The organism is Bradyrhizobium sp. Ghvi, from assembly GCF_900115265.1.
GTDB lineage: Bacteria > Pseudomonadota > Alphaproteobacteria > Rhizobiales > Xanthobacteraceae > Bradyrhizobium.
In genome coordinates this window covers 434655-459587 of the sequence record NZ_FOVU01000005.1, presented here as the reverse complement: position 1 = coordinate 459587, position 24933 = coordinate 434655, and the positions used below count along the sequence as shown (strand labels likewise).

24 protein-coding genes are annotated in these 24933 nt (G+C 63.9%); 4 read left to right on the top strand and 20 right to left on the bottom strand.

Annotation, left to right across the window (positions count from 1 at the left end):
- Window positions 1-11 precede the first annotated feature (11 nt).
- On the top strand, window positions 12-671 hold the full coding sequence (locus tag BM374_RS21405; protein ID WP_092296039.1) for a sulfite oxidase-like oxidoreductase: 660 nt from the start codon (window positions 12-14) through the stop codon (window positions 669-671).
- A 24-nt stretch (window positions 672-695) separates the two neighbouring features.
- Entirely contained in the window at window positions 696-1919 is a 1224-nt protein-coding gene (locus BM374_RS21400) for a bifunctional alpha/beta hydrolase/OsmC family protein (RefSeq protein WP_092296036.1), read from the top strand.
- Between the two features lie 4 nt (window positions 1920-1923).
- Here BM374_RS21400 and pdxR read toward each other — a convergent pair whose 3' ends face one another.
- On the bottom strand, window positions 1924-3354 hold the full coding sequence (gene pdxR / locus BM374_RS21395; RefSeq protein WP_177248479.1) for a MocR-like pyridoxine biosynthesis transcription factor PdxR: 1431 nt from the start codon (window positions 3352-3354) through the stop codon (window positions 1924-1926).
- A gap of 100 nt (window positions 3355-3454) precedes the next feature.
- Here pdxR and BM374_RS21390 point away from each other — a divergent pair, with 100 nt between their 5' ends.
- A complete protein-coding gene (locus BM374_RS21390; RefSeq protein ID WP_092296950.1) occupies window positions 3455-4372 on the top strand; it encodes a DMT family transporter in 918 nt (305 codons plus the stop codon).
- On the opposite strand, the gene BM374_RS21385 is transcribed toward BM374_RS21390, so the two are convergent.
- From BM374_RS21385 to BM374_RS21310, 16 genes are all read right to left on the bottom strand, one after another.
- Window positions 4351-5406 carry a YeeE/YedE family protein gene (locus tag BM374_RS21385; RefSeq protein ID WP_092296030.1) on the bottom strand — a complete coding sequence of 352 codons (1056 nt, stop codon included), beginning with the start codon at window positions 5404-5406 and terminating at the stop codon, window positions 4351-4353. The genes BM374_RS21390 and BM374_RS21385 overlap by 22 nt on opposite strands.
- A gap of 2 nt (window positions 5407-5408) precedes the next feature.
- Window positions 5409-6413, bottom strand: a complete 1005-nt coding sequence (locus tag BM374_RS21380; RefSeq protein WP_092296027.1) for a quinone oxidoreductase family protein — start codon at window positions 6411-6413, stop codon at window positions 5409-5411.
- Window positions 6414-6477: 64 nt separating this feature from the next.
- Window positions 6478-7809 carry a phenylacetate--CoA ligase PaaK gene (paaK, locus tag BM374_RS21375; protein WP_092296024.1) on the bottom strand — a complete coding sequence of 444 codons (1332 nt, stop codon included), beginning with the start codon at window positions 7807-7809 and terminating at the stop codon, window positions 6478-6480.
- Between the two features lie 42 nt (window positions 7810-7851).
- Complete coding sequence (gene paaI, locus BM374_RS21370; RefSeq protein ID WP_177248443.1) at window positions 7852-8301, bottom strand: hydroxyphenylacetyl-CoA thioesterase PaaI; 450 nt, start codon at window positions 8299-8301, stop codon at window positions 7852-7854.
- Window positions 8302-8415: 114 nt separating this feature from the next.
- Window positions 8416-9498, bottom strand: coding sequence for a 1,2-phenylacetyl-CoA epoxidase subunit PaaE (paaE, locus tag BM374_RS21365; RefSeq protein ID WP_092296018.1), 1083 nt, complete (start codon window positions 9496-9498; stop codon window positions 8416-8418).
- Between the two features lie 2 nt (window positions 9499-9500).
- Window positions 9501-10004: a 1,2-phenylacetyl-CoA epoxidase subunit PaaD gene (gene paaD / locus BM374_RS21360; RefSeq protein WP_092296015.1), complete on the bottom strand. Its 504-nt coding sequence runs from the start codon at window positions 10002-10004 to the stop codon at window positions 9501-9503.
- Window positions 9998-10774: a 1,2-phenylacetyl-CoA epoxidase subunit PaaC gene (paaC, locus tag BM374_RS21355; RefSeq protein ID WP_177248442.1), complete on the bottom strand. Its 777-nt coding sequence runs from the start codon at window positions 10772-10774 to the stop codon at window positions 9998-10000. The genes paaD and paaC overlap by 7 nt, the downstream gene beginning before the upstream one ends.
- Before the next feature lie 13 nt (window positions 10775-10787).
- Window positions 10788-11075, bottom strand: a complete 288-nt coding sequence (gene paaB, locus BM374_RS21350; RefSeq protein ID WP_092296008.1) for a 1,2-phenylacetyl-CoA epoxidase subunit PaaB — start codon at window positions 11073-11075, stop codon at window positions 10788-10790.
- Between the two features lie 11 nt (window positions 11076-11086).
- The gene (gene paaA, locus BM374_RS21345) at window positions 11087-12079 is read right to left on the bottom strand and encodes a 1,2-phenylacetyl-CoA epoxidase subunit PaaA (RefSeq protein WP_177248441.1); all 993 of its coding nucleotides are present in this window, start codon (window positions 12077-12079) and stop codon (window positions 11087-11089) included.
- A 279-nt stretch (window positions 12080-12358) separates the two neighbouring features.
- Entirely contained in the window at window positions 12359-13225 is an 867-nt protein-coding gene (paaX, locus tag BM374_RS21340; RefSeq protein ID WP_092296002.1) for a phenylacetic acid degradation operon negative regulatory protein PaaX, read from the bottom strand.
- 234 nt (window positions 13226-13459) lie between these two features.
- Window positions 13460-14230: an esterase/lipase family protein gene (locus BM374_RS21335; protein ID WP_177248440.1), complete on the bottom strand. Its 771-nt coding sequence runs from the start codon at window positions 14228-14230 to the stop codon at window positions 13460-13462.
- 203 nt (window positions 14231-14433) lie between these two features.
- Entirely contained in the window at window positions 14434-15720 is a 1287-nt protein-coding gene (locus BM374_RS21330; protein ID WP_092295996.1) for a DUF445 domain-containing protein, read from the bottom strand.
- 221 nt (window positions 15721-15941) lie between these two features.
- Complete coding sequence (locus tag BM374_RS21325) at window positions 15942-16397, bottom strand: phasin (protein ID WP_092295993.1); 456 nt, start codon at window positions 16395-16397, stop codon at window positions 15942-15944.
- 233 nt (window positions 16398-16630) lie between these two features.
- On the bottom strand, window positions 16631-17224 hold the full coding sequence (locus BM374_RS21320) for a GNAT family N-acetyltransferase (RefSeq protein WP_177248439.1): 594 nt from the start codon (window positions 17222-17224) through the stop codon (window positions 16631-16633).
- Window positions 17221-18303 carry an alpha/beta fold hydrolase gene (locus BM374_RS21315; protein WP_092295987.1) on the bottom strand — a complete coding sequence of 361 codons (1083 nt, stop codon included), beginning with the start codon at window positions 18301-18303 and terminating at the stop codon, window positions 17221-17223. The genes BM374_RS21320 and BM374_RS21315 overlap by 4 nt, the downstream gene beginning before the upstream one ends.
- Complete coding sequence (locus BM374_RS21310; RefSeq protein WP_092295984.1) at window positions 18300-18680, bottom strand: hypothetical protein; 381 nt, start codon at window positions 18678-18680, stop codon at window positions 18300-18302. Before BM374_RS21310 ends, BM374_RS21315 begins: the two co-directional genes overlap by 4 nt.
- A 170-nt stretch (window positions 18681-18850) precedes the next feature.
- On the opposite strand from BM374_RS21310, the gene BM374_RS21305 reads away from it, so the two are divergent.
- Complete coding sequence (locus tag BM374_RS21305; protein ID WP_092295981.1) at window positions 18851-19771, top strand: alpha/beta fold hydrolase; 921 nt, start codon at window positions 18851-18853, stop codon at window positions 19769-19771.
- On the opposite strand, the gene BM374_RS21300 is transcribed toward BM374_RS21305, so the two are convergent.
- The 3 genes from BM374_RS21300 to BM374_RS21290 all read right to left on the bottom strand — a co-directional run bounded on the left by BM374_RS21300 (window position 19768) and on the right by BM374_RS21290 (window position 24931).
- Window positions 19768-20442, bottom strand: a complete 675-nt coding sequence (locus BM374_RS21300) for a spermidine synthase family protein (protein ID WP_092295978.1) — start codon at window positions 20440-20442, stop codon at window positions 19768-19770. The two genes, BM374_RS21305 and BM374_RS21300, sit on opposite strands and share 4 nt — an antisense overlap.
- A gap of 122 nt (window positions 20443-20564) precedes the next feature.
- A complete protein-coding gene (locus BM374_RS21295) occupies window positions 20565-23801 on the bottom strand; it encodes a bifunctional cytochrome P450/NADPH--P450 reductase (protein WP_092295975.1) in 3237 nt (1078 codons plus the stop codon).
- Between the two features lie 134 nt (window positions 23802-23935).
- Complete coding sequence (locus BM374_RS21290; protein ID WP_092295972.1) at window positions 23936-24931, bottom strand: alpha/beta fold hydrolase; 996 nt, start codon at window positions 24929-24931, stop codon at window positions 23936-23938.
- Window positions 24932-24933: the final 2 nt, after the last annotated feature.

Sequence of the window (24933 nt, the reverse complement as noted above, 5' to 3'; positions counted from 1 at the left end):
ACGAGTAGAACATGGCCGACGAAACGCCATCCGACAGCAAGCTGACGCGCACCAAGGAAAAATGGGCGCGCGAAGGCCGCTTCCTCACCGGCAAGCTCACGCGCCTGGAGGATCAGCGCCTGCCGCCCGGCCAGCATCTCACCAAGGACTGGCCGGTGCTCGATCTCGGGGTCATGCCGCCGGTCTCGCGCGAGCGCTGGCGGCTCGACGTCTATGGCGCGATCGAGAATCCGGTGTTCTGGACGTTTGCGGAGTTCGCAGCGCAGAAGCAGGACCGGTTCACCTCCGACATCCATTGCGTCACGACGTGGTCGCGCTATGACAATGAATGGGAAGGGCTTGCGACGCGCGAACTGCTCGCGGCCTGCCAGCCGCGCGAGGATGCGCACTTCGTCGTGCTGCATTCCTATGACGGCTACACCACCAATCTCGCGCTGGAAGACTTTGCCGCCGAAGACGCGCTCCTCGCCCATAGCTGGTCAGGCCAGCCGCTGACCGAGGAACACGGCGGCCCGGTACGGCTCGTCGTGCCGCATCTGTATTTCTGGAAGAGTGCGAAGTGGCTTCAGGCCATCGAATTCCTGACCAAGGACGCGCCTGGCTTCTGGGAAGTCCGCGGCTACCATAACCGCGGCGATCCCTGGGCCGAACAGCGTTATTCGAGCGATTGAATCCAAACAAGCACGGGGAAACTCATGCCGACCGAACGCTTTCAATTCACCGGCGAGGGCGGTCATCAGCTCGCGGCCGCGCTGGAGCTGCCGGATGGCGAGCCCGCAGCCTACGCGCTGTTCGCGCACTGCTTCACCTGCGGCAAGGATACGCTGGCCGCCAAGCGCATCTCGGTCGCACTCGCAGCGAAGGGCATCGCCGTGCTGCGCTTCGACTTCACCGGGCTCGGCTCCAGCGAAGGCGATTTCGCCAATTCGACGTTCTCCTCCAACGTCGCCGATCTCGTGCGTGCTGCCGACCATCTGCGTGCAACGCGCAAGGCACCGTCGGTCCTGATCGGCCACAGCCTCGGCGGCGCCGCGATCCTGGCGGCAGCCGGACAAATTCCGGAAGTCAAGGCGGTTGCGACCATCGCGGCGCCTTCCGATCCCGCGCATGTCACCGGTCTCTTCAAAGAGCATCTCGATGACATCCGCGCCCAGGGGGAGATCGAAGTCTCACTCGCGGGACGCCCGTTCCGGATCAGGCGCGAATTTCTCGACGACATCGCCGAGCACGAGCCGATGAAGGACATCACGGGACTACACAAGGCGCTGCTGGTGATGCATTCGCCTGTCGACGACACCGTCGGCATCGACAATGCAACCAGGATCTTCGTTGCGGCGAAACATCCCAAGAGCTTCGTCTCGCTCGATCATGCCGATCATCTGCTGACCAAACCGGCTGACGCACTCTATGCGGCCGATGTGATCGCGGCCTGGGCGAGCCGGTACATCGACACGGCAAGTCCCGCGAAGACGGTGGACCTTCCCGAACAGCCGCGCAAAGTCGTGGTACAGGAGACCCGCAAGAGCAAGTTCAACCAGATCATCACCGTCGGTCCGCATCATCTGGCGGCGGACGAGCCGAAAGCTGCCGGCGGCGAGGATGCCGGTCCCGGTCCCTATGACTTCCTGCTGGCAGGTCTCGGCGCCTGCACCTCCATGACCATGCGTCTCTATGCCGACCGCAAATCGCTGCCGCTCGATCGCGTCACGGTCACGCTGAAACATTCCAAGATCTACGCCAAGGACTGTGCGGAGTGCGAAACGCGCGACGGCATGCTCGACCAGATCGAGCGCGATATCTCGATGGACGGCGCGCTGGATGCCGAGCAACGCAAGAAGCTGATGGAGATCGCGGACAAGTGCCCCGTGCACCGGACGCTGACGTCGGAGATCCGTATCGTCACAAGAGCCGTGGACTAGTGTGCTAGAAGCACGACGCCATCGTCCGTAGCGCCGCGCTGATCTCGCTCTCGCGCCAGGCCGCAAAGCCCAGCAGCAGGCCATGATCGCGCGGCTTGCCGAGCGCCAGGCTGGACAGGGCACGCGTTTCAACGCCTGCGTCGACCAACCGCTTCACCGCCGCCCGATCTGCACGACCGCGCTTGAGGCGGGCGACGAGCTGGATGCCGCCCGAGGGCACCTCGACGTCGAGCACATCCCCGAGATGGCGCTCCAGTCCCTCGACCAGATGATCGCGCCTCGCATGATAGAGTCGGCGTACCCGGCGCAGATGCGCGAGGAAATGCCCATCGCCGATGAACTCGGCGAGCGCTTCCTGGACATGGCTGGACGCGATCAGTCCGATATGGCGCTGCGCGATCTCCAGGGTGCTGACCAGCGCCGGCGGCGCGACCAGATAACCGAGCCGGATATCCGACGTCATCGGCTTCGAGAAGGTGCCGACATAGAACACGCGGCCATGGGCATCGAGCCCTTGCAAGGCCGGCACCGGCCGGCTGTCGTAGTGGAATTCACCATCATAGTCGTCCTCGACGATCCAGGTCTTGCCGGGCCTGCATGACCTCAAGAACTCAGTACGGCGTGCCAGAGACATCAGCCGTCCGGTCGGGTGCTGGTGCGATGGCGTCATGAAGATGAGCTTGGGCGCAGCCAATCCCGGCGTCCTCACCATGCCCTGTTCGTCGAGCCGCACACCCGTCACATGCGCGCCGGATGCACGGAAGGCCGCTGCGGCGCCGGGATAACCGGGATCCTCGACCCAGACCCCGTCGCCAGGCGTGATGAGGACAGAAGCGATCAGGGTCAGCGCGGCCTGCGCACTCGGCAGGATCATGATCTGGTCGGCCCTAGCGCGAACGCCCCTGCTGGTCGCCAGATAATGCGCCAGCGCCTCACACAGGCGAATGCGGTTGATCGGACCAAGCTCACGCTTGGCGGCGCGCACCGCACTGCGGCGCAGGCAGCGCGCCCAAATCTCGTCCGGAAACTCCCTGAAATCTCCATGCCCTGGACGCAGCGGCCTGAGCGAGGCCTGATAGGACATCGGCCAGTCGGTCTGCTTGAGCTTCGCAGCCCATGGCGAGAGCCGCGGTTTGGCCGAGCGAGCGCGCGAAGCGATGGCGCCGACCCCTGCGATGCGCTCGCCGCCGTCGACCGTCACCACGGGACGGCGGCCGTGCGATGCCTCGAGATATCCCTCGGCGGCGAGCTGCTCAAAGGCGTAGGTGACGGTGTTGCGCGAGACGCCAAGATCGCTCGCGAGCCGTCGGCTGGACGGCAGGGCGCTGCCTTTCGCAAGGCGGCCGGCGGCGATCAGGCTTCGCAGCTGGCTCGTCAGTTGCGCGACCAGCCCGTCATCGCCGGCGCGTTTCAGATCGATCAGCGCGGAGATCATGCCTTCCGAAACTGGCACCTTGTTCCTTTCCTATCTGGCTCTTTTTTGGGAGCCAGAGCGAATGCTATCCACCGGACCGGACTGCTTCAAGGACCCTGCGATGAACTCCTCCCTGTCTCCCCGCACCGCCGTCGGCCTGTTTCTCATCGTCGTGCTGGCCTGGGGCGTGAACTGGTCGGTGACGAAGCAGCTCGTCCAGTTCCTTCCGCCGCTGTGGACCTCGGCGATCCGGAGCTGGATCGCGCTGGCCGGCTTGTTCGTGATCCTCGGCCTGAGCAACAATCTGGTGATCCCCGAGCGGCGCGACATTCCCGTCATCTTGAGCGTGGCGCTGCTGCACATGACGGTGTTCTCGGTGCTGGTTGCCGCCGGCGTGCGCTTCCTGCCCGCGAGCAAGGCCATCGTGCTCGGCTACACCACGCCGCTCTGGGTCGCGATATCAGCGCCCCTGCTCGGGAAAGATACGCTGACGGCGCCAAAGCTCGCCGGCGCCCTGCTCGGGCTGGTCGGACTTGCCGTGATCCTGAATCCGACGTCCATCGACTGGACCAATGCGAATGTCCTGCTCGGCGCCGGCATGGTCATCCTGGCCGCGATCTCCTGGGCCGGAAACATCATTTATATCCGCGCGCACCGCTGGATCGCATCCCCGCTCCAGCTCCTGATCTGGCAGGTGCTGGTCGCAACCATCGTATTGACCGGATCCGCAACGGTGGCGGATGGCCTGCCGCACGCGCAATGGTCGTGGCGGCTCGTGCTGTTGTTCCTGTACTCCGGCTTGATCGGAACAGCACTGGCCTATTGGGCGATGTCGATGGTCAACAAGAGCATCTCGGCGCTGACGACCTCGCTCGGCACCACGGCGACGCCGCTCGTCGGCATTGCCACGGCCGCGATCCTGCTGGGTGAGCCGATCGACATCAGCCTTGGCATCGCGGCCGCGTTGATCGTCACCGGCATTGGTCTTGCAACGCTGGGTGACCGGTTATTGCGCCGTCAGGCGACCGCGAGCGGCTGAACCCGCAACGCGCCGCGCAGGCCTGCCGTCGTGCCAAGCAGAATGCCGGCGACCGCGATGAACGAGCCCGCCGCAAGCGTCGACATGCCGGTGAGCCCCTGCCCGATCGAGCAGCCGAACGCCATCACGCCGCCAATCCCCATCAAGGCGGCGCCACCGGCCGAGCGCAGCATGTGCCGCGGCGAGGAATAGCCTTCGAGGTGGAAGCGGCCGGTCACGATCGCAGTCACCAGACTGCCGACGAAGACGCCGCCAACGGTCGCAATGCCGAAATTCAGCGTCAGGCCGGTCGAGAGCATGGCGTATTGCAGGCTATCGGCGATCGGCGCGATGAAGGTGAGCGAGGTCACCGGCACCGGATTGAAATCGTCAGCACCGAGATAGCCGGTCGCGTACCAGCCGCCGGCGACGAGGAGACCGACAACGACGCCCGCCGCGATCTGGCCCGGTGAGCGGCGGAACCCCGCATGCGCGAAAGCGAACAGGATCAACGCGAGGACGATCACAGCCGCGGCCAGCACGCGCGAAAGCCCTTCCGTGACACCGAGCGTCGCCAGCACTGACGGCAGCGTGTTCATGCTGACTGTCGCCTGCGTTGCCTGGACCAGCGCAATGCGCGCCGGCGCGATCAGGCCCTTGAGTGTCATCTGCGCGGCAATCGCAAGCACGATCACGACGACGAACGAGCGGAGATTGCCTCGGCCGAGCAGCACCAGCGCACGCGAGCCGCAACCGTTCGACAGCACCATTCCGTAACCGAACAGGAGTCCGCCGAGAAACAGCACCGGCACCGAAAAGGTTGGTTGCAGATAGATCGACTTGCCGAGATCGACCATGCCCTCGCCGGCGAGGATCTGGCTGGCCGCGATCGCAACTGCGAGCGCCAGCGCATAGCTCCGCACCAGCCGCCCGTCGCCCTGCCCCAGCCAGCCGCGCATGCTGCTCATCAGGCAGAAGCCGCTGAGCAAGCCGACGGAGCCGTAGACCAGGCCAATGACGAGACCGGCGAAGATGACGAGTTGGGTCGAGTCCATGACTACGGCTTCAGGATCACGCGGTCCCGCGAGGAGCCGGCGACCGCAACGTACGCCTCCTTCGCTCGCTCAAGCGGATAGGTCGCGTTTGCTTTGATTGGAAACGGCCTCAAGTGTCCGCTCGCAAAGCCGGGGCCGAGATCCCGCAGCACCGCACCGGTCGCGGACGAGGAGAGGCCGAGCGTGTCGATGCCGACATAGGTGTGCTGTCCCCGATAGAATTCGAGGATGTTGAACTGCACGATGCGGTCGATCGCGGCGATCAGGATCTGGCGGCCGCGCAACGCGAGCGACTTGTGCGCCGCCTGGAAATAGGGGTCGCCGACCGTGTTGAAGACGATGTCGGCGCCCTTGCCACCCGTCAGCTCGCGCACGCGCGTGGCGACATCGGCGGCCGAGGCGTCGATCACCTCGATCGCCGCGTTGGCGTGGCCCGCGTAGGCCGCCGCCTTGCGCACCACGCCGATGACTTGCGCGCCCTGCCAGGTCGCGATCTGCACCGCAGCCTGGCCGACCTTGCCGTTGACGCCGAACACCAGAACGGTTTCGCCGGGCTTCGGAATCCCGGCACGCCGAAATCCCTCCATTGCGGTCACGAACGGCACGCCGATTCCGGCGGCCTCTTCCCATGACAACCCCTTTGGCTTCTCCACCACCGCATCCGCCTCGACAATGAGATGGCTGGCATGGGTGCCGTCGCGGCGAATGCCGAGATCCCCGGAGGAACCGAACACTTCGTGGCCGATCGTGCCGGCGGGCCCGTCGATCACCACACCGGCGTAGTCACGGCCCGGCGTGCGGGGGAAGACGGCATAGGGCATCAGCCCGGTCGCGGCCTTGACGTCGGACGGATTGACGGCCGCGGCCTTGACTTCGATCAGCAGATCATTGGGACCGCGCGTGAGCGTGTGATGCTCCACGACCAGCGCGACCGAGGCGGCGTTCTCGGCCTTGGCATTGAGGCGAACGCAACGCGCCTCGACGGCTTTGGGATCGGCTGGTGACATGGAAAGGCCCGCGATTTCTCGTGGGCCTTGTCGCCTTTGGGGCTGGTCGAGTCAATCCGTCAAGTCAGTCCTTGGGCCGCTTGTCGTAGAGGCGCCGTGCCTTGCCGAGCGAGCGCTCCAGCGTGGCGGGAGGAACTATCTGGACCCTCGAGCTGATCCCGATCGTGTTCTTGATGTGGGCCGAGATCCGTTCAGCGTGGTCGATGAGACCCCTTCCGTCCCAGCTTTCGGTCCGCGCCTCGGCGATGATGGTCAGCTCATCCATGCGGCCTTCGCGGGTGAGCTCCAGGATGAAATGCCCGCCGCACCACTCGGTCGCGAGCAGTATCTCCTCGATCTGGGTCGGGAACAGGTTGACGCCGCGCAGGATGATCATGTCGTCCGAGCGGCCCGTCACCTTCTCCATCCGCCGCATGCCCGGCCGCGCCGTTCCCGGCAGCAGCCGCGTCAGGTCGCGGGTGCGATAGCGGATCACCGGGAAGGCTTCCTTGGTGAGGGAGGTGAACACTAGTTCGCCCTTCTCGCCATCCGGCAGCACCGCGCCGGTTTCAGGGTCGATCACTTCAGGATAGAAATGGTCCTCCCATATATGCAAACCATCCTTGGTCTCGATGCATTCCTGGGCGACGCCGGGGCCGATCACCTCGGAGAGACCATAGATGTCGGTCGCATCCATGTCGAAAGCGTCCTCGATCTCGGCGCGCATGGCGTTGGTCCAGGGCTCGGCACCGAAGATGCCGATCTTGAGCGAGCATTGCCGCGGGTCGAGCTTCTGGCGCTTGAACTCGTCGAGGATCGCCAGCATGTAGCTCGGCGTCACCGTGATGATGTCAGGACGGAAATCGTTGATCAGCTGCACCTGCCGCTCGGTCATGCCGCCCGAGATCGGCACCACGGTGCAGCCGAGCTTTTCGGCGCCGTAATGCACGCCAAGGCCGCCCGTGAACAGGCCATAGCCATAGGCGTTGTGGATGATCATGCCGCTGCGGCCGCCTGCGGCGCGGATCGAGCGCGCCATCACGTTCGACCAGGTGTCGATGTCGGCTTGCGTATAACCCACGACGATCGGCTTGCCCGTCGTGCCGGACGAGGCATGCACGCGCACCAGCTTTTCGCGCGGCACGGCGAACATGTTGAAGGGATAATTGTCCCGCAGGTCCGTTTTCACCGTGAACGGAAATTTGGCGAGATCGGCGAGCTCCCGAAAATCGGACGGATGCACGCCGGCCTGATCGAACGCCTTGCGATAATGCGCGACGTTGTCGTAGGCGTGTTTCAGCGACCAGGCCAGGCGTTGCTTCTGCAACGCCATGATCTCGTCACGCGATGCGCGTTCATGCGCATCCATTTCGACGCTGTAGGCGCTGGCGCCAATCTTGAGCCTCGTCACGGCCATCCTCGTTTCCCCACATTGATCCGTTCTTTTCTTTTGATCTTTTTATTTTCCTTGCGCCGGCAGCCACGTGCCGGGAATGACACGTGAGTGTCCGCGAAATTCGGCAATCACTGTGTCGCCGGCGGCGACGCGCACGTCGTAGATGCCGGAGCGTCCGCCGCGGGTCACCTCGCGCGCTTTCGCGACGAGGCGGTCGCCGAGCTTGCCCGGCTTGATAAAGGTGATCTGGCCTTGCGCCGCCACCACGCGCTCATTGTGCGAGTTGCAGGCAAATGCAAAGGCGGAATCGGCGAGCGTGAAGATGAAGCCGCCATGGGCGATGCGCTGGCCGTTGACCATGTCCGGCCGCACCACCATCGCCAGCGTCGCAAAACCGGGGCCGATCTCGACGATCTCCATGCCGAGGCCCTTGGAGGCGTCGTCCTCTGCCCACATCGCCTCGGCGCAGGCGCGGGCGATATCCTCTGGCGACAAGGCGGCTTTGACGTTCACGCGCTTCTCCAGGCAAGGTGTCTGCACATGATGTTCTGCTGGTCGCTCCATACTGTCAAATAATGCGACGCATTAGCATCGTTCAGGTCCAACGCGGGCCGATCAGACCTGGTTTCAGACATGATCGTAATCGACCACGACGCGCTCCGAGGATGGCTTGGCCTGGCAGGTGAGCACAAAGCCCGCCTTCAGTTCCCAGGGCTCGAGCGAATAATTGATGTCCATCGGCGCCTCGCCCTCCACCAGCTTGGCGCGACAGGTCGAGCACATGCCGCCCTTGCAGGCAAAGGGCAGATCAACACCGGCGCGCAGCGCAGCATCGAGGATCGCCTCGTCCTCGGCGACCGGCACGTCGCGGCGTTTGCCGTCGATAATCAGCGAAGCGATCGCCTTTGGTGGAGCGTCAGGCGCGACAACCTTCTTCGGCCTCGGCTTGCCGCCGTATTCGGAGACGAAGCGTTCGACATGGATGCGCTCGTCCGCAATGCCGAGATCGCGGCACGTCGCCTCGATCTGCTCGCTCATGCCAAGGGGACCGCAGATGAAGACGTGATCGACGCTTGCGGCCGGTACCAGCGAGCGCAACAGCACCCTCACCTTGTCGCCGTCCAGCCGGCCGTGCAGGATCGGGATATCCTGCTCCTCGCCCGAGATGACGTGGAAGATCGAGAGGCGATCGATGAAGCGATCCTTCAGTTCCTCGAGCGTCTCGCGGAACATGATATTGTCGGTGGTGCGGTTGCCGTAGAACAGGAAGAAGCGGCTGCCGGGTTCACGCGCGAGAACGCCTTTGACGATCGACAGGATCGGCGTGATGCCGGAACCTGCAGCAAATCCGACATGGATGCGCCCGACATCGGCAGGCGGAACAACGCCAAAACGCCCCGTCGGCGTCATCACATCGAGTTCGTCGCCGTGCTTCAGCTCGTCCGCCGCCCAGCTCGAAAACGCGCCGCCATCGACCTTCTTCACGGCGATGCGGATTTCCCCGTCATCCGGGCCGGAGCAGATCGAATAGGAGCGGCGCACCTCCTCGCCATCCAGCGTGGTGCGGAGCGTGAGGTACTGGCCGGGACTGAAAGCGTAATCGCTGGCGAGTTCGCCGGGAATGGTGAAAGTCATCGAGACGGCGTCCGACGCCTCGCGGCGCAGATCGTTGACGGCCAGGCGATGGAAGCGTGGTGCGGCTGCGGACATGGTCAATGACACTTGAAATAGTCAAAAGGTTCGCGGCAAGTCTTGCAACGCCACAGCCCCTTGCAGGAGGTCGAGCCGAATTCGGACAGCAGTTCGGTCTTGTCGGAGCCGCATTGCGGGCAGGCGACCGTCTGCTCGCCGAACAAAGCCCGGCGCGAGCCCGAGGCCTGCGGCGGCGCGATGCCGTAGGCGCGCAGCTTGCTGCGGCCGTCCTCGCTCATCCAATCGGTGGTCCAGGCCGGCGACAGCACGGTTCGCACCTTCGGATGGCGGAAGCCGGCACGCTCCAGCGCGAGCTCGATCTCGAGAGCGATCAGGTTCATAGCCGGGCAACCCGAATAGGTCGGCGTGATCGCGACGTCGACCCGGTCTCCGTCGAGAACGACATCGCGCAGCACGCCGAGATCGGCAATGGTGAGCACCGGAATTTCGGGATCGACCACGCTCGCGGCCGCATCCCAGGCGCGCTGGCGCAGCTCGGCGTTGGCATCGAGCACCGTTACCATGTCAGCCCCGGGAAGGTCCGTTGCATCGATTGCAGCTCGGACAGGAGATGGCCGAGATGTTCGCTGTGCCGGCCAGCGCGGCCGCCCTGCTGCATCCAGTCATTCTGCGGGAGGCTGAGCGTCGCTTCATCGATCACATCCGAAAGCGTCGTCAGCCAGCGCCCGCGCAAAGTTCCGGGATCGATGGCGACGCCAGCATGGATCAGGGCGCGCTCGCCGTCATCGACGGCGAACATCTCGCCCGTGAAGGCCCAGAGGTCGTCGATCGCAGCTTGTACCCGTCGATGGCTTTCGTCGGTGCCGTCGCCGAGCCGGATGATCCATTCCGAGGCATGGCGCAGATGATAGGCGCTCTCCTTCTCTGACTTGGCGGCAATCGCCGCCAGCGTCGCATCGCGCGAACTCATCATCTCGCGCCAATAGAGATCGGCGAAGGCGGAATAGAAGAATTGCCGCACCATGGTGTGGGCAAAATCGCCGTTCGGCTGCTCGACCAGCAACAGGTTGCGATACTGCCTGACGTCCCGCAGGTATGCGAGCTTGTCCTCGTCGTTGTCCCTGCCTTCGCTCTTGGCGGCATAACCGTAGAGCTCGCGCGCCTGGCCGATCAGGTCGAGCGCAATATTGGACAGCGCCATGTCCTCTTCCAGAATCGGCGCATGCCCGCACCATTCCGACAACCGGTGGCCGAGGATCAGCGCATCGTCGGCGCGTCGCAGCGCATAGAGCATCAGCGGCGTTTCGGAAACCTGGATGTTCGCGCAAGACATCACATCAACCCCATCACATGTGCCCCACTTCGTCAGGGACCTCATAGAAGGTCGGGTGGCGGTAGATCTTCGACTCCGCCGGCTCGAACATCATGCCCTTCTCGGCCGGATCGCTCGCGGTGATCGCCGTCGACGGCACGACCCAGATCGACAGACCCTCGCCGCGACGGGTGTAGATGTCACGGGCAGCTTGCAACGCCATGGTCGCATCGCTCGCGTGCAGCGATCCCACATGCTTGTGCGCGAGCCCGTTGCGGCTGCGAATGAAGACTTCCCACAGCGGCGTGTTCGGCGTGGTCATAACGAGCTCTCCTATTCGGCGGCTTGCGCGGTCTGGCGCTGTGCGCGCTTGGCCGCATAAGCGGCGGCAGCCTCGCGCACCCAGGCGCCCTCATCATGTGCCTTGCGACGCGCGGCCATGCGGTCGCGATTGCACGGGCCGTTGCCGGCGAGAACCTGCTTGAATTCGGTCCAATCGATCTCGCTGTAGCGCCAGTGACCTTCCGCATCCTGAACCATGCCAGGATCTGGGATGGTGAGGCCGAGATATTGCGCCTGCGGCACGGTGGCATCGACGAATTTTTGACGCAGCTCGTCATTGGAGAAGCGCTTGATCTTCCATCGCGTCGAAGCGTCGCTGTGCTGGCTCGCCGCATCCGGCGGCCCGAACATCATCAGCACCGGCCACCACCAGCGGTTCAGCGCATCCTGCGCCATCGCCTTCTGCTCGTCGGAGCCGCGGCACAGCGTCACCATGATCTCGTAGCCCTGGCGCTGGTGGAACGACTCCTCCTTGCAGACGCGGATCATCGCGCGCGCATAGGGACCGTACGAGCAGCGGCACAGCGGGATCTGGTTCATGATCGCGGCGCCATCGACCAGCCAGCCGATGGTGCCGATATCGGCCCAGGTCAGCGTCGGATAGTTGAAGATCGACGAATACTTCGCCTTGCCCGCGAGCATGGCGTCGACGAGCTCCTCGCGCGAGGCGCCGAGCGTCTCGGCCGCGGCATAGAGGTAAAGCCCGTGACCGCACTCGTCCTGCACCTTGGCGAGCAGCGCACCCTTGCGGCGCAGTGTCGGCGCGCGCGTGATCCAGTTGCCTTCGGGCAGCATCCCGACGATTTCGGAATGGGCGTGCTGGGAAATCTGGCGGGTGAGCGTCTTGCGATAGGCCGCCGGCATCCAGTCGTTCGGCTCGATCCGTTCCTCGGCATCGATGCGCGCCTGGAACTGCGCAGCCTTAGCGGCGTCCTCAAGACCGCGATCGTCGGTCTCGGCCGTGTTCAGCGCCTGGGTGTACATGCGCATTCCTCCCGATGTATTGGGAGACAATATATAACAAGAATTACATCATGCAAGATATTTCTGTAACATAATAAAAAATGGAGCTAGCCCTTATTCCCTTCTCCCCTTGTGGGAGAAGGTAGCGCGAAGCGCCGGATGAGGGGTTCTCTCCGCGCATTCACGGCAACAGAGTCATGGGCGGAGAGAAACCCCTCACCCCAGGGGGAGCGTGTCTGGCAGCGGAGCTGCCCTCTCCCACAAGGGGGGAGGGCGCAGCAATACGCAGTTCGCGCGGCTTCAGCTATCGAACCTTCGCTCCAACACCTTTCGCGCCGGCGGCAGCGGGCCCTTCTCATTGGTCGCGTGGACGTCGAGCCATTGTTCCGAGGGAGCCAGCAGGGCGCGATAGATCTCGCCGCAGAGCTCGCGAGCGGCCGTGCCCGGCCAATCCGCCGGCAGCAGGCTCTCGGGCAGCAGCGGGTCGCGCAGCACGACCCGGCGATAATAGTGGATCAGCAGGATACGCGCGGTGAAGGCGTCGGCCTCGGACAGGTCCGTGCCGCGCGCAAGCGCAGCGCGCAGTGGCTCGAACGTCTTCATGAATTTCAGATAGGCGTCGGCGGTGCGCTCCAGCGGCCAGCTGGCACTGAGCAGACGACGGCCGCTGTCATCCTCGGCCGAGACTTCGAGACGGATGGCACCTGCAGCCTCCTCCGGCACCGGCACGCCCGACGGCGCGACCCACACGCCCGGCAGCGGACTGCCGAAGCCGGCATTGCGCAATGCTTCGCGCGAGGCGTCGCGGTCTTCGCCATTGCCGATCAGCAGCAATTCGAAGCGACCGGTCCAGTCCGGCGGCGGCGGATCGTAGATGTGGCGCGTCGCCGCTTCGAACGTCTCGCGGCCCTTCTCGGCAAGGCGATAGAAGCTGTTGCGACCGATCTTTTCGCGCGTCAACCAGCCGTCGGCCGCGAGACGCGACATCGCCGTGCGCACCACGCCGGCGTCGATATCAAGACCGGCGAAAAATTCCAGCAGCGTGCCGAGCCACACTGAGCCGCCGCGCGGCACGATGGCATCGCCGAACATGGTGATGACGATGGAGCCCGTGCGTGACGGTTCACGCTTGAGCTGGTCGATGATGCGAGAAAGCGGATGCGCCATGCGCAAGGCTTAGCGCGTTTGGTGCAGCCGCGACAAGGAACGCGAGCGACGGTTGGATCTTCCGCTTCTCCCCGCTTGCGGGGACGAGACGAGCAGAGCGTGCTCTGAGAAGATCGGGATGAGTGGGAGTCTCCGCAGAGTCGGTGAGAGTTGGACTCGCGGAGAGTCCCCCTCGCCCGGAATTTGCGCCGCAAATTCCCGGCCTCTCCCCGCAGGCGGGGAGAGACGAAGAAGCTACCTGTGCGGATCGGGATACGCCAGGCTGCGCCAGCCGCTGCGATCGAAGGGTCGCCACTGGCCTTCCTTTTGCGCGAGGCGGTCGGCGACGGCATAAACCACGGCGGGATGATGGCCCATGCCGCAATGGCTGCTCTCGACCTCGATACTCTCGGTCTGCGCGCCCTTCTTCTCCATGCAGCCCTGCCAGGCGCAGACGCCGTCGGTGCGGCTGAAGATCGCGGTGGTCGGCACCGGCGGCGGGACGGCGAGCTCGCCGCCGAACTGCGGATCAACCTCGTCGGACTTCCGCCCGCTCGCCCATTCATAGACGCGCCAGGCATTGGTCGAACGGGGATTACCCGCGAAGGGGCTGCCGAGCGTGATCACCTGGCGCACGCGGTCGGGCATCATCTTGGCGAGCTGGCGCGCGTAGAGGCCACCTAAGCTCCAGCCGACCAGGCTGATCTTGCGACCGTGTGTGTGGTTGAGCTCCTCGACCAGATCGACCATCGCATGCTGCACGCCGTCGCGCAGGCCATAGTTGCGGCCCTGGCGCCAGCCACTCACCGCGTAGCCCTTTGTGGTCAGAAAGCTGCGCAGTGCGCGCGTGGAGGCATCGGAGGCCACCAGACCCGGCAACACCAGCACCGGATGCCCGTCGCCACGGGGTGCGAGGCTCAGCAGCGGCAGCGCGCCGAGGAATGCGCCGAACTCGTGGATCGCGCGCCCTTCCAGGAACATCAGAGTACGGGACGGCGGACGCAGCGTCTGGGCAGTAGCGGTCATCAATGGATCCCCTTGGGAAGAATTCCTGAAGAGCCCGCCGGCCGCGATGCCGGCAAACGGGCACGAATTCCAATACGCCGGCTTCTTGATCGTTCCGCAGCGCAACATGAATCAGCTAGGTGGCCGGTTCCACCCATTCAAGCGGGAGAGACGCACGGCGACAATAGGTCCCGGCGTTAATGCTGTCGGTCGTGACGCAAAAGTCACAACAATCGGAGCAGGAATTCTACGGAGTAGAGTGCCAATCCCGCGAGGCCGCCGATCAGCGAGCCGTTGAAGCGGATGTATTGCAGGTCGCGCCCGATGTTGATTTCGATCAGCGAAATCAGCTGCGCCATATTCCACGCCTTGACCTGGTCGGAGATGAAGGTGGAGACGCCGCTCTTCTGGTCGGCGACGAAGCTGCGCAGCACCATCACCAGGCCCTTGTTGATCTCGCCGCGCAGCTCGGCATCGCCGGCGAGGGCTTCGCCCGCCGAGACGAACATGCCGGCGAGGTGATGCTGCAGCACCTGCGTCTCGCCGCTCGCGCTGCGCTCGATGAAAGAGCGCGTGTTGGCCCAGACGGTGCGGGCGAGTTCGCCAAGCTCCGGCCGCGCGAGCAGATCGCGCTTCAAGCCGTCGATGCGATCGATATAGGCCTGATCGGTGCCGAGCCGATCGACGAAGCTCAGCACCATGCGGTCGAACTCGCCGCGGAAAGGATGCTTGGGATCGCTCCGGACTTCGTTGAAAAACGCGGTGGCGGACGCCACGATCTTGTTCACCAGAAACTTGTCGGCGCGATAGAGCTTGAGCAGGGTCGGCAACTCCGCGCGCACCTTCTCGCGGATCATCGCCATGGTCTCTTTCTGGTTCAGCGTCTCGTGCATCACGCGCAGGAGGTCGTCGAACAGGATTTGATGCCGTCCCTCCGCCACGAAGCCGCGCAGCGTGCCGGCCGCGAGCGGCGCGAGGTCGATCGCCTGAATCTGCGAGGACATGCGGCGGATGATGAAACTCATCAGGCCCGAGCTTTCGGTCGCCGAGACGGCCTCCGGCAAGAGACGGAGCGCAAAGCGCGCAAGGTCATCGCTACGCTTGCGGTCGCGCAGCCAGTCGGAGACGAAGGCGCCGAAATCGATCTCTCTCAGCTTGGCCTCGACCGGGGCGGCCTCGAGGAAATGCACCTGGATGAACTCGCCGAGCTTGTCGGCAATGCGGGCCTGGTTGCTCTGGATGATCGCGGTATGGGGGATCGGCAGGCCGAGCGGCCGCTTGAACAGCGCAACCACGGCATACCAGTCGGCGAGCCCGCCGATGGTCGCCGCCTCCGCGAAGGCGGCGATGAACCCGAACACGGGATGCACGGGCAGCAGCCATTTGGCCAGGACGAAAAGGGCGAGCGTCGAAGCCAGCACCAGCGTCGCCAACGCTTTCACGCGGCGCAGCTCGGCCGCGCGTTCGGCATCGGCGGGGCTATCAAAAGAGAAGGTGGATTGAATCGCCATGATACGAACTTAGCGTGCCGATCTCTGCGTGTCCCGGACGCGGTGCAGCGCGAAGCGATGCGCCGCTGAGCCGGGACCCAGCAAACGATGGGCCCCGGATCAGCAGTGCACCACGCCGCAGGAGCGGCGCGTCGCACCGCATCCGGGGAACGCAAGAACCAAAACAAAAGGCCCGCCGAAGCGGGCCTCAAATTTCAGTTTGGTCTCAGGCCGCGCCGGAATCAGGCGGTCTTGCTGTAGACCTTGGCAAAGTTGTCCTGAGCGGACTTGGCACCGTTGGCGGCGAGCTTGCCGAGATAGTCGGCGGTCGCCTTGGCGCGCGAGACGAACACTTCGCCGCGGGCGCGGAGCAGGCTCGACTGGATCTCGACGGCTTCGCTGACCGACTTGGCGGACGCGAGCTTGTCGATGCCCGAGAAGAACGCCTCGGCGTCCTCGTAGATCGCCTGCTGGATGTTGCGGCTGATCTTGCCGGCCTCAGTGACGGACTCGGTCACTGCGTTCTCGACGGCGGCGGTCACGCGCTCGGAGCCAGCGAACACCTCGGCAGCACGGTCCTTGGCGGTGTTGGCGGTCTTCTTGACGAATTCGCGGGCAGCCTCGGGAACTTCCAGATTCTGGATGTTCTTGAAAGCGTCTTTGAAGCCCTCGAAGGCGGTATTGGTTTCAGTGGTCATGGGGTTCTCTCCATCCTCATTGGTCTGAGCTATGGGCTCACCCCGTCCTCGATGGCCCGGGGCACGGCTTATATGCCATAGTTAATTGTGCGATGCAATATTCATGTTGCATCGCGATATCACGAAATCGTGAACAGCCTTAATAGGAGGCATTCTGATGCCTCCCTGCCCCCGCCGCCTACTGTGCATGGGGTTGATTTGCAGTTCTTGATCGCAAGATGGCGCGGCGTCTTTTAGTGCCGGACGGCGCCTGGCAGCCCATAGGCCTCCATCTGGGCCCGGACCTGCGCGACATTGTGCCCAAGTACGACAATGTCGTGGGTCTTGCCGTCGACGTCCCGGACATGATCCCGCAGCAGCGCCTCGGCCTTGAAGCCGAGGCTCTCGAACAGCGCGATCGCCGCCTGCTGGTCGACCGTCATCTGCACCGAAAGCTTCTCCAGCCCCGCCCCTAGCGCGAGCGCAAAGGTCTCCTGCGACAGCGCCTTCCCCACCCCTTTCCCGCGCACCCCGGACGAGACCACCATCCGGATCTCGCCGACATGGGGCGACCAGGAATGCGGATCGCGCACCAAGGTGCCGCAGCCGACGACCTTACCGTCCTGCACCGCGAGCAGGCTCTGGATGGCGCCGCGCTCGATCTCCTTGACCCAGGCGGACAGCACCTTCGGTTCGCTGATGTTGCGCGGCAGGAACAACAGGTCGTGGGTCGGCAGCGCCTTGCCGAAGGCCAATACGGCGGCTTCGTCGGGGGGCGACATCAAGCGGATCTCGATATCGCCGGCATCCGTCTTGACGTGACGCGGATAGGAACGCTGCTCACTCATGTTGATCTTGTCCCCAGCCAGGAATCCAGTTTCGGCCAAAGCCGCTTGATTGCATTGGCGCCGGCGACGAGGGAGACGTGCCCGCCCTTCAGCACCACCTCTTCCTTGTCCGCCGAGCCGATCTTGGCGATTAGGTGCTTTGCCGCGTCATAGGGGACGATGTGGTCGTGCTCGGCGACCGCGTGCAGGATCGGCACCTTGATGTTCTCGAGCTTTGCGGGACGGCCGCCAACCGACATCGTATCGTTGTAGAGCTTGTTGTCCCACATCAGGTCCTTGGTGATGGTGCGGAAATATTCGCCCGCCAGCGGCAGCGTATCTGTCGCCCAGCGGTCGAACATCCGATACGATTTCACAAACTCGTCGTTCCAGATGTTTTCCCAGAGCTGGATCTGGCTGACCGCGCGCGAGGCCGGGCGCAGCATCTCGAACGAGGACAGGATCATCTCCGGCGGCACGTTACCTACGCTGTCGACAAGGCGGTCGACGTCGAAATAGCGGCGATCGGAGAAATTCGAAAACAGCTTCATCTCGCGAAAGTCGATCGGCGTGGTGAAGCAGATCAAATTCTTCATCGGCCCGTCCGGAAAGATCGAGCCATAGAGCAGCGAGAGCACGCCGCCGAAGCAATAGCCGATGACGGAGACATCCTGCTCGCCGGAATCGGCCTGCACGCGGCGGACGCAATCCGGGATGAAGTCGAGGACATAATCCTCCATTCGCAGGCTCTTCTCCTCCGGCCGCGGCGCGCTCCAGTCGAGCATGTAGACGTCGTAGCCGTGCTTCAGCAGGAACTCGATGAAGCTCTGGCCCGGCACGAGGTCGAGGATGTAGCCGCGATTTGTGGTCGCCATCACGATCAGCACCGGCACCCGATAGATCTCGTCGGACATCGGCCGATAGTGATAGAGGCTCATCGTGCCGCGCGAATGCAGCACGTCCTTCGGAGTCGATCCGAGCATCGGACCGGAGGTCGAGAAATATTCGACGCCCTTGATGCTGCGCTGGATCGCACGCTGCACCTCGGCCTGGATGCGGTCCGGGATTGCTGCGAGATCAAGGCCCGTCAGCGCATTCATTTGTGCCCTCCGCCTTCCGACGGCGGACGTTTTGTACGCGGCGGCCGCGGTGCGGCATCGATGGGCGATCCGCCTGATGCCGCCGACATCTGGTTCAGCATCGACCTGATCTCGCCGAGTTGCCCTTCGATCGACTGCAGCCGCTCGGCGATGCCGGTCATCTGCTCGCGGCTCGGCAAATTCATCGAGAGCAGATACTTCTCCATAAGATCGCCGAACTGCTTCTGAGCGCCCGCAGCAGCGCCGCCGGCCCGGTTCATGGCCTGCGAGAATTCGGGGGTCTCCATCGCCTTGGTGGCGAACGAGTTGAAGCCCTTCTCCATCTCGCCGACCATCTTCTGCCACAGGGCGACAGGGTCGGTGATCTTGTCGGTCATCGGCATCCTCCAGGTCACGGGGGCTTCTTGCCCCTCTTTTGTCGCCATACCACACCGTTGCGACGGGCCGGTCAACGGCTAAGCGACAGGTTGATGTCACGCGCACGGCTTCTTTGCGGCGGCAAAACCATGCGATACAATTCCGACCTGGAAGCCAAAGGAACACACCGGTGAACGCCTCCGCCCATCAGCCGCCCCGGACCGTCCGCGCCAACGGCATCGACATCTGCTACGAGATTTTTGGCAATGAAAACGCCGAGCCCCTGCTGCTGATCATGGGGCTCGGGGCGCAGATGATCCATTGGGACGATGCATTCTGCGAGCAGCTCGCCGCACGCGGCTTTCGCGTGATCCGTTTCGACAATCGCGATATCGGCAAGTCGAGCCATCTCACCGGTGGCAAGCGGCTGACGCCGCTCGAGCTGCTCAAGCTGCGCTTCCTCAGAATTCCCGTGACCGCAACCTACAAGCTGATCGACATGGCCAGGGATACGATCGGCCTGATGGATGCGCTCGGCATCAAGTCAGCCCATCTGGTCGGCGCCTCCATGGGCGGCATGATCGCGCAGGAGGTGACATTGTCGTTTCCCCAGCGCGTGCGCTCGCTGACCTCGATCATGTCGACCACAGGCAATCCGCGCGTGCCGCCGCCTACGCGTGAGGCCGCCGCCATGCTGATGGCGCCACCGCCACGCAGCAAGGAGGAGTTCATCGCCCGCTTCGGCCAGACCTGGAAGATCTTGCGCGTCGGCTCCTTCCCGGAGGAAGAAGCGCTCGATCCGGGCCGCGCCGAACGCGTTTTCGCCCGCGGGCTCAATCCGGCCGGGGTCGGCCGGCAGCTCCGCGCCGTGCTCGCCTCCGGTAGCCGCAAGGAGCGCCTGCACGCCATCAAGACGCCAACGCTCGTGATACACGGCACGGTCGACCCGCTGGTCCATCCCGACGGTGGCAAGGACACTGCCGCATCGATTCCGGGTGCGAAGCTGCTGATGATCGAGGGCATGGGTCATGCGCTGCCAATGCGGTTCTGGCCGGAGATCATCGGCGCCATCGACAAGCACGCACATGGGGCGGCGGCGCAGGCGGCTTAAGCTTTTTTCGCGATCCAGATCACGTGACGCGCTCCGCCGCCTCTGCCGGTGGCGCGCACATTGACTTCGTTGACATCGAAGCCGGCTCGACCGAGACGCTTGGTGAAAGCGGGGTTCGGTCCCGACGACCAGACAGCCAGCACGCCGCCCGGCCGCAGTGCCGCCTTGGCCGGCGTCAATCCGCCCGCACTATAGAGCGCATCATTGCCCTTCCGGGTCAGCCCTTCCGGTCCGTTATCGACGTCGAGCAGAATGGCGTCGAACGCCGAGTTCTTCGCCCGAATGATTTCGCCGACATCGACTTCGCGGACACTCACCCTGGGGTCATCAAGACTGTCGCCGAACACCTCCGCCATCGGGCCGCGCGCCCAGGTCACTACGGCAGGCACGAGCTCGGAGACGACAATCTTCGCTTTGGCTCCGAGCACGCCAAGCGCCGCGCGCAGGGTAAAGCCCATACCCAACCCACCGATGAGAACGACGGGCTTTGGGACCCTCTCGATCTGCTTCGCCGCAAGCGTCGCGAGCGCTGCTTCCGAGCCCGACAGGCGGTTATTCATCAGCTCATTGGTGCCGAGCTTGATCGAAAACTCCTTGCCCCGCCGCATCAGGCGAAGCTCCTCGTCGGAGCCGGGGATTTTGGCGGTGTCGAGCTTTTCCCAGGGAATCATGGGAGTGCTTTAGCACGATCGGAAATCGTAGGGTGGGCTAGCGAAGGCGTAACCCCACCTCTCTAATTTCCGCGGGAGCAGAAGTGGTGGTTTACGCTCCGCTAATCCACCCTACGGTGTATCTATCCGCCCGCCCAGACGTCGAGCACATAACGGTTCTTCGTGCCCATGTCTTCGATCCAGCGCGCGCCTGCAGCCGCGTCGTTGCCGCTCTTTTCGCGGTAGATCGCAACGAGCGCGGCCTTCACGTCGGGCTCCATCTTGCTGCCGTCGCCGCAGACATAAATGATTGCGCCCTGCTCGATCAGCGGCCAGACCCTGTCCTTCTGTGCCGCAAGGATGTGCTGGACGTAGGTCTTCGGGCCATCCGCGCGAGAGAACGCGGTGAAGAGCTCGGTGATGCCACTTTCGGCGAGCGCCTTCAGCTCATCCGCGTAGAGGAAATCCTGGTCGGGATGGCGGCAGCCGAAAAACAGCATGGATGGTCCGAGGCTGGCGCCCTTCGCCTTGCGCGCGGCACGCTCCTGGAGGAAGCCGCGAAACGGCGCGAGACCGGTGCCCGGGCCGATCATGATGATCGGCACAGAGGGATCGTCCGGCAGCCGGAAGCCAGCCTTGGTTTCGCGCACCGTAGCATAAACCGTATCGCCCATGCGCCGATTGGCGAGATAATTCGAGCAGATGCCTTTGTAGATGCCGCGTCCAGAAGCAGCCGGTCCTTCGACCACGCCTACCGTGACGCTGCAGCGCGTTGGATCCACCGACGGCGAGGACGAGATCGAGTAGTACCGCGGCGCCAGTAGCGAGAGCATTTCCAAATAGGCATGGAACGGCAATTCGGAGGCGGGATATTCGAGCAGCAGGTCGAACACCGATTTGCGCCTGGCCAGAATCTCGCTGCGATAGCGCTCCAGCGGCTCTGCCTCGTCGCCGACAAAGGCCAAAAGCTTCGGCTTGGTAACCGGGCAGCGGGTATGTTCCGCCATGATCTGGATCTGCTTGCGCGTCGCAACCTGCTGCAGCTCGACGAACTCGCTGAGCAGACGTCCAACCGATACCGCCTCGCCGACCGGCAATTGCGCGCGGCGCCCCTCGGCAACTTGCAGCCGGATCTGATCAGCCGGCAGGAAGCCGAAGCGGCGGGCGACGGAATCCACCAGCGTCGGATCGTTGCGCGGAACGACGCTCAGGTGATCGCCGACGCGATAGCTGACGTTGGTCGGCAGTTGCACCTCGATATGACGCGTCGAGCGCTCCGATGGATTGGCCCCGCTCTTGTTCTGAAGCTCGTCATTGGCGAGCACCTTCATCGCCACAGCGCCACCCTGCGCCACAATGGTGTTGACGGCGGTCACCGCGACCGGCTCGATTGCATAAAGCGGATCGTCCTCGGCGGTGCGGGTGAAATTCCAGTCGATGCCGAATTCCTTGGTCGCAACCTGCGCGGCCGCCGGGAACCACTTCTGGAACTGGCCGTCGAGATCGCTGCGCGCGTCGCCCTCGCCGCGCGGATAGACCGCGCGTCCGCCGTGCTTGGACAATTGCTCATCGATGAAGCGCGGCACCGATTGATAGGTCGCAGCCCAGTCGCTGTTGCCGCAGCCGAACACGGCGTAGCGCACGTTGGCGAAGGCATCTTTCGGCAAATCACCGCCGAGCCATTTCACGAACTGCGTCGCATTGTCGGGCGGCGCGCCGTTATAGGAGGCGCAGATGATCAACACGCCGCCTTCCTGCGGCAGCTTACCGACGTAGTCGTCAAGCGGGCCGAGATTCACGGCAAAGCCGTTGATCTCCGCGAGATCGGCCATCCGCGTCGCCAGTTCCTCGGCCGTGCCAAGGTTGGAGCCGTAAAGAACCAGCATCGGCGTGTTGTGGCCGGGCCGCGTGGTCGGCTTGCGCGGCGCTCTCGGCGCAGACAACGCGGCCGCAACAGCGCCGCCATAAGCACCGCGCTCGCGGTCGGCGCGCGGACGCACCTTGATCTTGAAGCCTTCCGGCTTCATCGTCAGCGTTTCCTTCAGGTGCATCTGGTAGCGCTGATGGTCGATCAGCTTGAAGCGCTGCAGGATCATGCCTAGCGCGAGCGCAGCTTCGTGCATGGCGAAGCCGCGGCCGATGCAGGCGCGCTGGCCATTGCCGAACGGCTTCCAGGCATTGATCGGCCGCTTGGCCTCGGCTTCCTTGCTGAAATTCTCGGGATCGAACGCATCGGGATTTGGTCCCCAGACGCTGGCATCGCGATGCAGCGCGGTCACCAGAATCGTGGTGAAGGTGCCCTTCCGGAGCTTGTACTTGCCGCCGCCGATGGTCTCGTCGCTGAGCGGCGAGATGCCATAGGCCGGCGCCGGCGGCCACAGCCGCAGCGCCTCTTTCAGGATCTGCGTGATGTAGGCGAGCTGCGTCACCTGCTGGTACGTCGGCCTCGCATTGACGTCGGGGCCGAAGACGCGATCGACCTCGTCATAGGCCTTCTTGAGAATGTCGGGATGCTTCAACAGCGCATAGAGCGTGTAGGACAAAAGGCCGCTGGTGGTCTCGTGCCCCGCGATCAGGAAGGTGTTGATCTGGTAGCGGATATTGACGTCATCGAGTTGCTCGCCGGTCGAGCGGTCGACGCCGGTCATCATCGCCGCGAGCATGTCCTTCTTGTCGTCGATCCCTTCGGCGCTCTTGCGGCGCTCGGCGATGATCTCGTCGACCATCTTGTTCATGAAGGCGACGTCCTCGACAAGCGTCTTCCGCCGCTTCTGCATCCAGAGCTGCTCGAACGGCAGACCGCGCGTCATCATGATGGTCTCGAGCGAGCGCACCAGCGACTCGACGAAGGGATGGTAGTCGCGCCGGTAGAACGAGTTGAAGCGGTAGTCGAAGCCGCACAGGCCGATCGTGTCCAGCGTCAGCGCGGTCATATCGTGGACGACGTCGATCTCGTCGTCGGCGTTCAGACGCTCCCATTTCTGGACGAGCTGCTCGGCGATATCGACCATGCTCGGATGATAGGATTGCATGGCGCGGTTTCCGAAGGGCTGGAGCAGGATGTTGTGCGCCTTGCTCCAGTTCGGCTCCTTGGTATCAGCGGTGAACAGGCCATCACCGCCGACCGCGCGCACCCGCCGCAACGCGCCGCGCACCGTCTTGTCGAAACGCTTCTCGTCGGAGAGCTCGTCGACCAGGTCATGGCCGGAGACGACGACGATCGGCGAGCCCATCATGTCAAGCCAGAAGATCGGACCCAGCTCCTTCGCAAGCCGCGTCAGGTGCTGCACCGGTGCTGCCGCGTCCAGCGATAGCATGTTGCCGACGATTGGCTTGGTCGGCGGATGCGGAATCGGATCCAGACGGTTCTTCGATGACATTAAAAGCGTTTCCCCCTGATCACGTCATTCCGGGGTGATGCGCAGCATCGAACCCAGAATCTCGAGATTCCGGGTCTGGTCCTTCGGACCATCCCGGAACGACGTCTGAAACTCACACATCGACGACTGCGGCGTCACCCAAACCGTCTTCTACGCCATTCGATCAAGATGGCGCTGACCTCTTCCGGCTTCTCCTGCTGCGTCCAATGGCCGCTGTCCTTCACCAGATACTTCTCGAGGTCGGATACCAGTTTCTCCATGCCGTCGGCCGCCGACGGCGGCAGCACCGCGTCATTCTCGGCCATGATCATCAGCGAGGGCACGGCGATGTGGTGATCCAGCCCCTTCGAGCGCTCCCAATTGCGGGTGAAATTGCGATACCAGTTGATCCCGCCGGTGAAGCCGGTCTTCATGAAAGTATCGACGAACACCTTCTTCTCGTCTGCCGACAGGATCGGCGTGCGCGGATCGACCTTGGCGTCATAAGCAGCGATCATCTGCGGGAATGCCAGGTTGGTCTTGGACGACGCGCCGACGCCCGCGATCGGCGCCTCCTCCGATTTCACCGCCGGCCGCGGCAGCGGCTTGCGCATAAAGGCATCAAAGGTCTGCTCGACGCGGCTGCCAAAAATCCTGTCCGGCTCGCGCGCGGGATCCTGGAACTGGACGATGTACATCTGGTCGCCAAAGCGCTGGCGAAACAGCGCAATCGGATCCATCGGCGCGCGGTCCCAATGCGGCGTGTTGACACCGACCACGCCGGCAACGCGCGAGGGATGCCGCAACGGCATTTGCCAGACGACGAAGCCGCCCCAATCATGGCCGACGAAGATCGCCTTCTCGATGTTGAGATGGTCGAGCAGCCCGACGAGATCACCTGTCAAGTGCTCCATGTCATAGGCCTCGACCGGTTCAGGCCGGTCGGTCGCGCCATAGCCACGCTGGTCCGGCGCGATCACGCGGATGCCCGCCTCGCTCAGCGCCTTGATCTGGTGGCGCCAGGAGAAGGCGAGCTCGGGCCAGCCATGGCACAGCACGATCGGCGGCTGGTCCGTGACTGGGCCCGCTTCGTAATAGCCCATGCGGATTCCGTTCGTCGTCGCGAACTGAAGCGGCGGCATTTCAATCATTG

Excerpts from the sequence above, each read along its gene's own strand:
- BM374_RS21400 (WP_092296036.1), top strand. The coding sequence starts at position 696 with ATGCCGACCGAACGCTTTCAATTCACCGGCGAGGGCGGTCATCAGCTC.
- BM374_RS21330 (WP_092295996.1), bottom strand. The coding sequence starts at position 15,720 with ATGGCGATTCAATCCACCTTCTCTTTTGATAGCCCCGCCGATGCCGAA.
- paaX (WP_092296002.1), bottom strand. The coding sequence starts at position 13,225 with ATGGCGCATCCGCTTTCTCGCATCATCGACCAGCTCAAGCGTGAACCG.
- paaK (WP_092296024.1), bottom strand. The coding sequence starts at position 7,809 with ATGGCCGTGACGAGGCTCAAGATTGGCGCCAGCGCCTACAGCGTCGAA.
- pdxR (WP_177248479.1), bottom strand. The coding sequence starts at position 3,354 with ATGATCTCCGCGCTGATCGATCTGAAACGCGCCGGCGATGACGGGCTG.
- BM374_RS21295 (WP_092295975.1), bottom strand. The coding sequence starts at position 23,801 with ATGTCATCGAAGAACCGTCTGGATCCGATTCCGCATCCGCCGACCAAG.
- BM374_RS21325 (WP_092295993.1), bottom strand. The coding sequence starts at position 16,397 with ATGACCACTGAAACCAATACCGCCTTCGAGGGCTTCAAAGACGCTTTC.
- paaB (WP_092296008.1), bottom strand. The coding sequence starts at position 11,075 with ATGACCACGCCGAACACGCCGCTGTGGGAAGTCTTCATTCGCAGCCGC.
- BM374_RS21300 (WP_092295978.1), bottom strand. The coding sequence starts at position 20,442 with ATGATTCCCTGGGAAAAGCTCGACACCGCCAAAATCCCCGGCTCCGAC.
- BM374_RS21380 (WP_092296027.1), bottom strand. The coding sequence starts at position 6,413 with ATGTCACCAGCCGATCCCAAAGCCGTCGAGGCGCGTTGCGTTCGCCTC.
- paaD (WP_092296015.1), bottom strand. The coding sequence starts at position 10,004 with ATGGTAACGGTGCTCGATGCCAACGCCGAGCTGCGCCAGCGCGCCTGG.
- paaC (WP_177248442.1), bottom strand. The coding sequence starts at position 10,774 with ATGTCTTGCGCGAACATCCAGGTTTCCGAAACGCCGCTGATGCTCTAT.
- paaA (WP_177248441.1), bottom strand. The coding sequence starts at position 12,079 with ATGTACACCCAGGCGCTGAACACGGCCGAGACCGACGATCGCGGTCTT.
- paaE (WP_092296018.1), bottom strand. The coding sequence starts at position 9,498 with ATGTCCGCAGCCGCACCACGCTTCCATCGCCTGGCCGTCAACGATCTG.
- BM374_RS21315 (WP_092295987.1), bottom strand. The coding sequence starts at position 18,303 with ATGAATGCGCTGACGGGCCTTGATCTCGCAGCAATCCCGGACCGCATC.
- BM374_RS21310 (WP_092295984.1), bottom strand. The coding sequence starts at position 18,680 with ATGACCGACAAGATCACCGACCCTGTCGCCCTGTGGCAGAAGATGGTC.
- BM374_RS21320 (WP_177248439.1), bottom strand. The coding sequence starts at position 17,224 with ATGAGTGAGCAGCGTTCCTATCCGCGTCACGTCAAGACGGATGCCGGC.
- BM374_RS21290 (WP_092295972.1), bottom strand. The coding sequence starts at position 24,931 with ATGATTGAAATGCCGCCGCTTCAGTTCGCGACGACGAACGGAATCCGC.
- BM374_RS21405 (WP_092296039.1), top strand. The coding sequence starts at position 12 with ATGGCCGACGAAACGCCATCCGACAGCAAGCTGACGCGCACCAAGGAA.
- BM374_RS21335 (WP_177248440.1), bottom strand. The coding sequence starts at position 14,230 with ATGACCGCTACTGCCCAGACGCTGCGTCCGCCGTCCCGTACTCTGATG.
- BM374_RS21385 (WP_092296030.1), bottom strand. The coding sequence starts at position 5,406 with ATGGACTCGACCCAACTCGTCATCTTCGCCGGTCTCGTCATTGGCCTG.
- BM374_RS21390 (WP_092296950.1), top strand. The coding sequence starts at position 3,455 with ATGAACTCCTCCCTGTCTCCCCGCACCGCCGTCGGCCTGTTTCTCATC.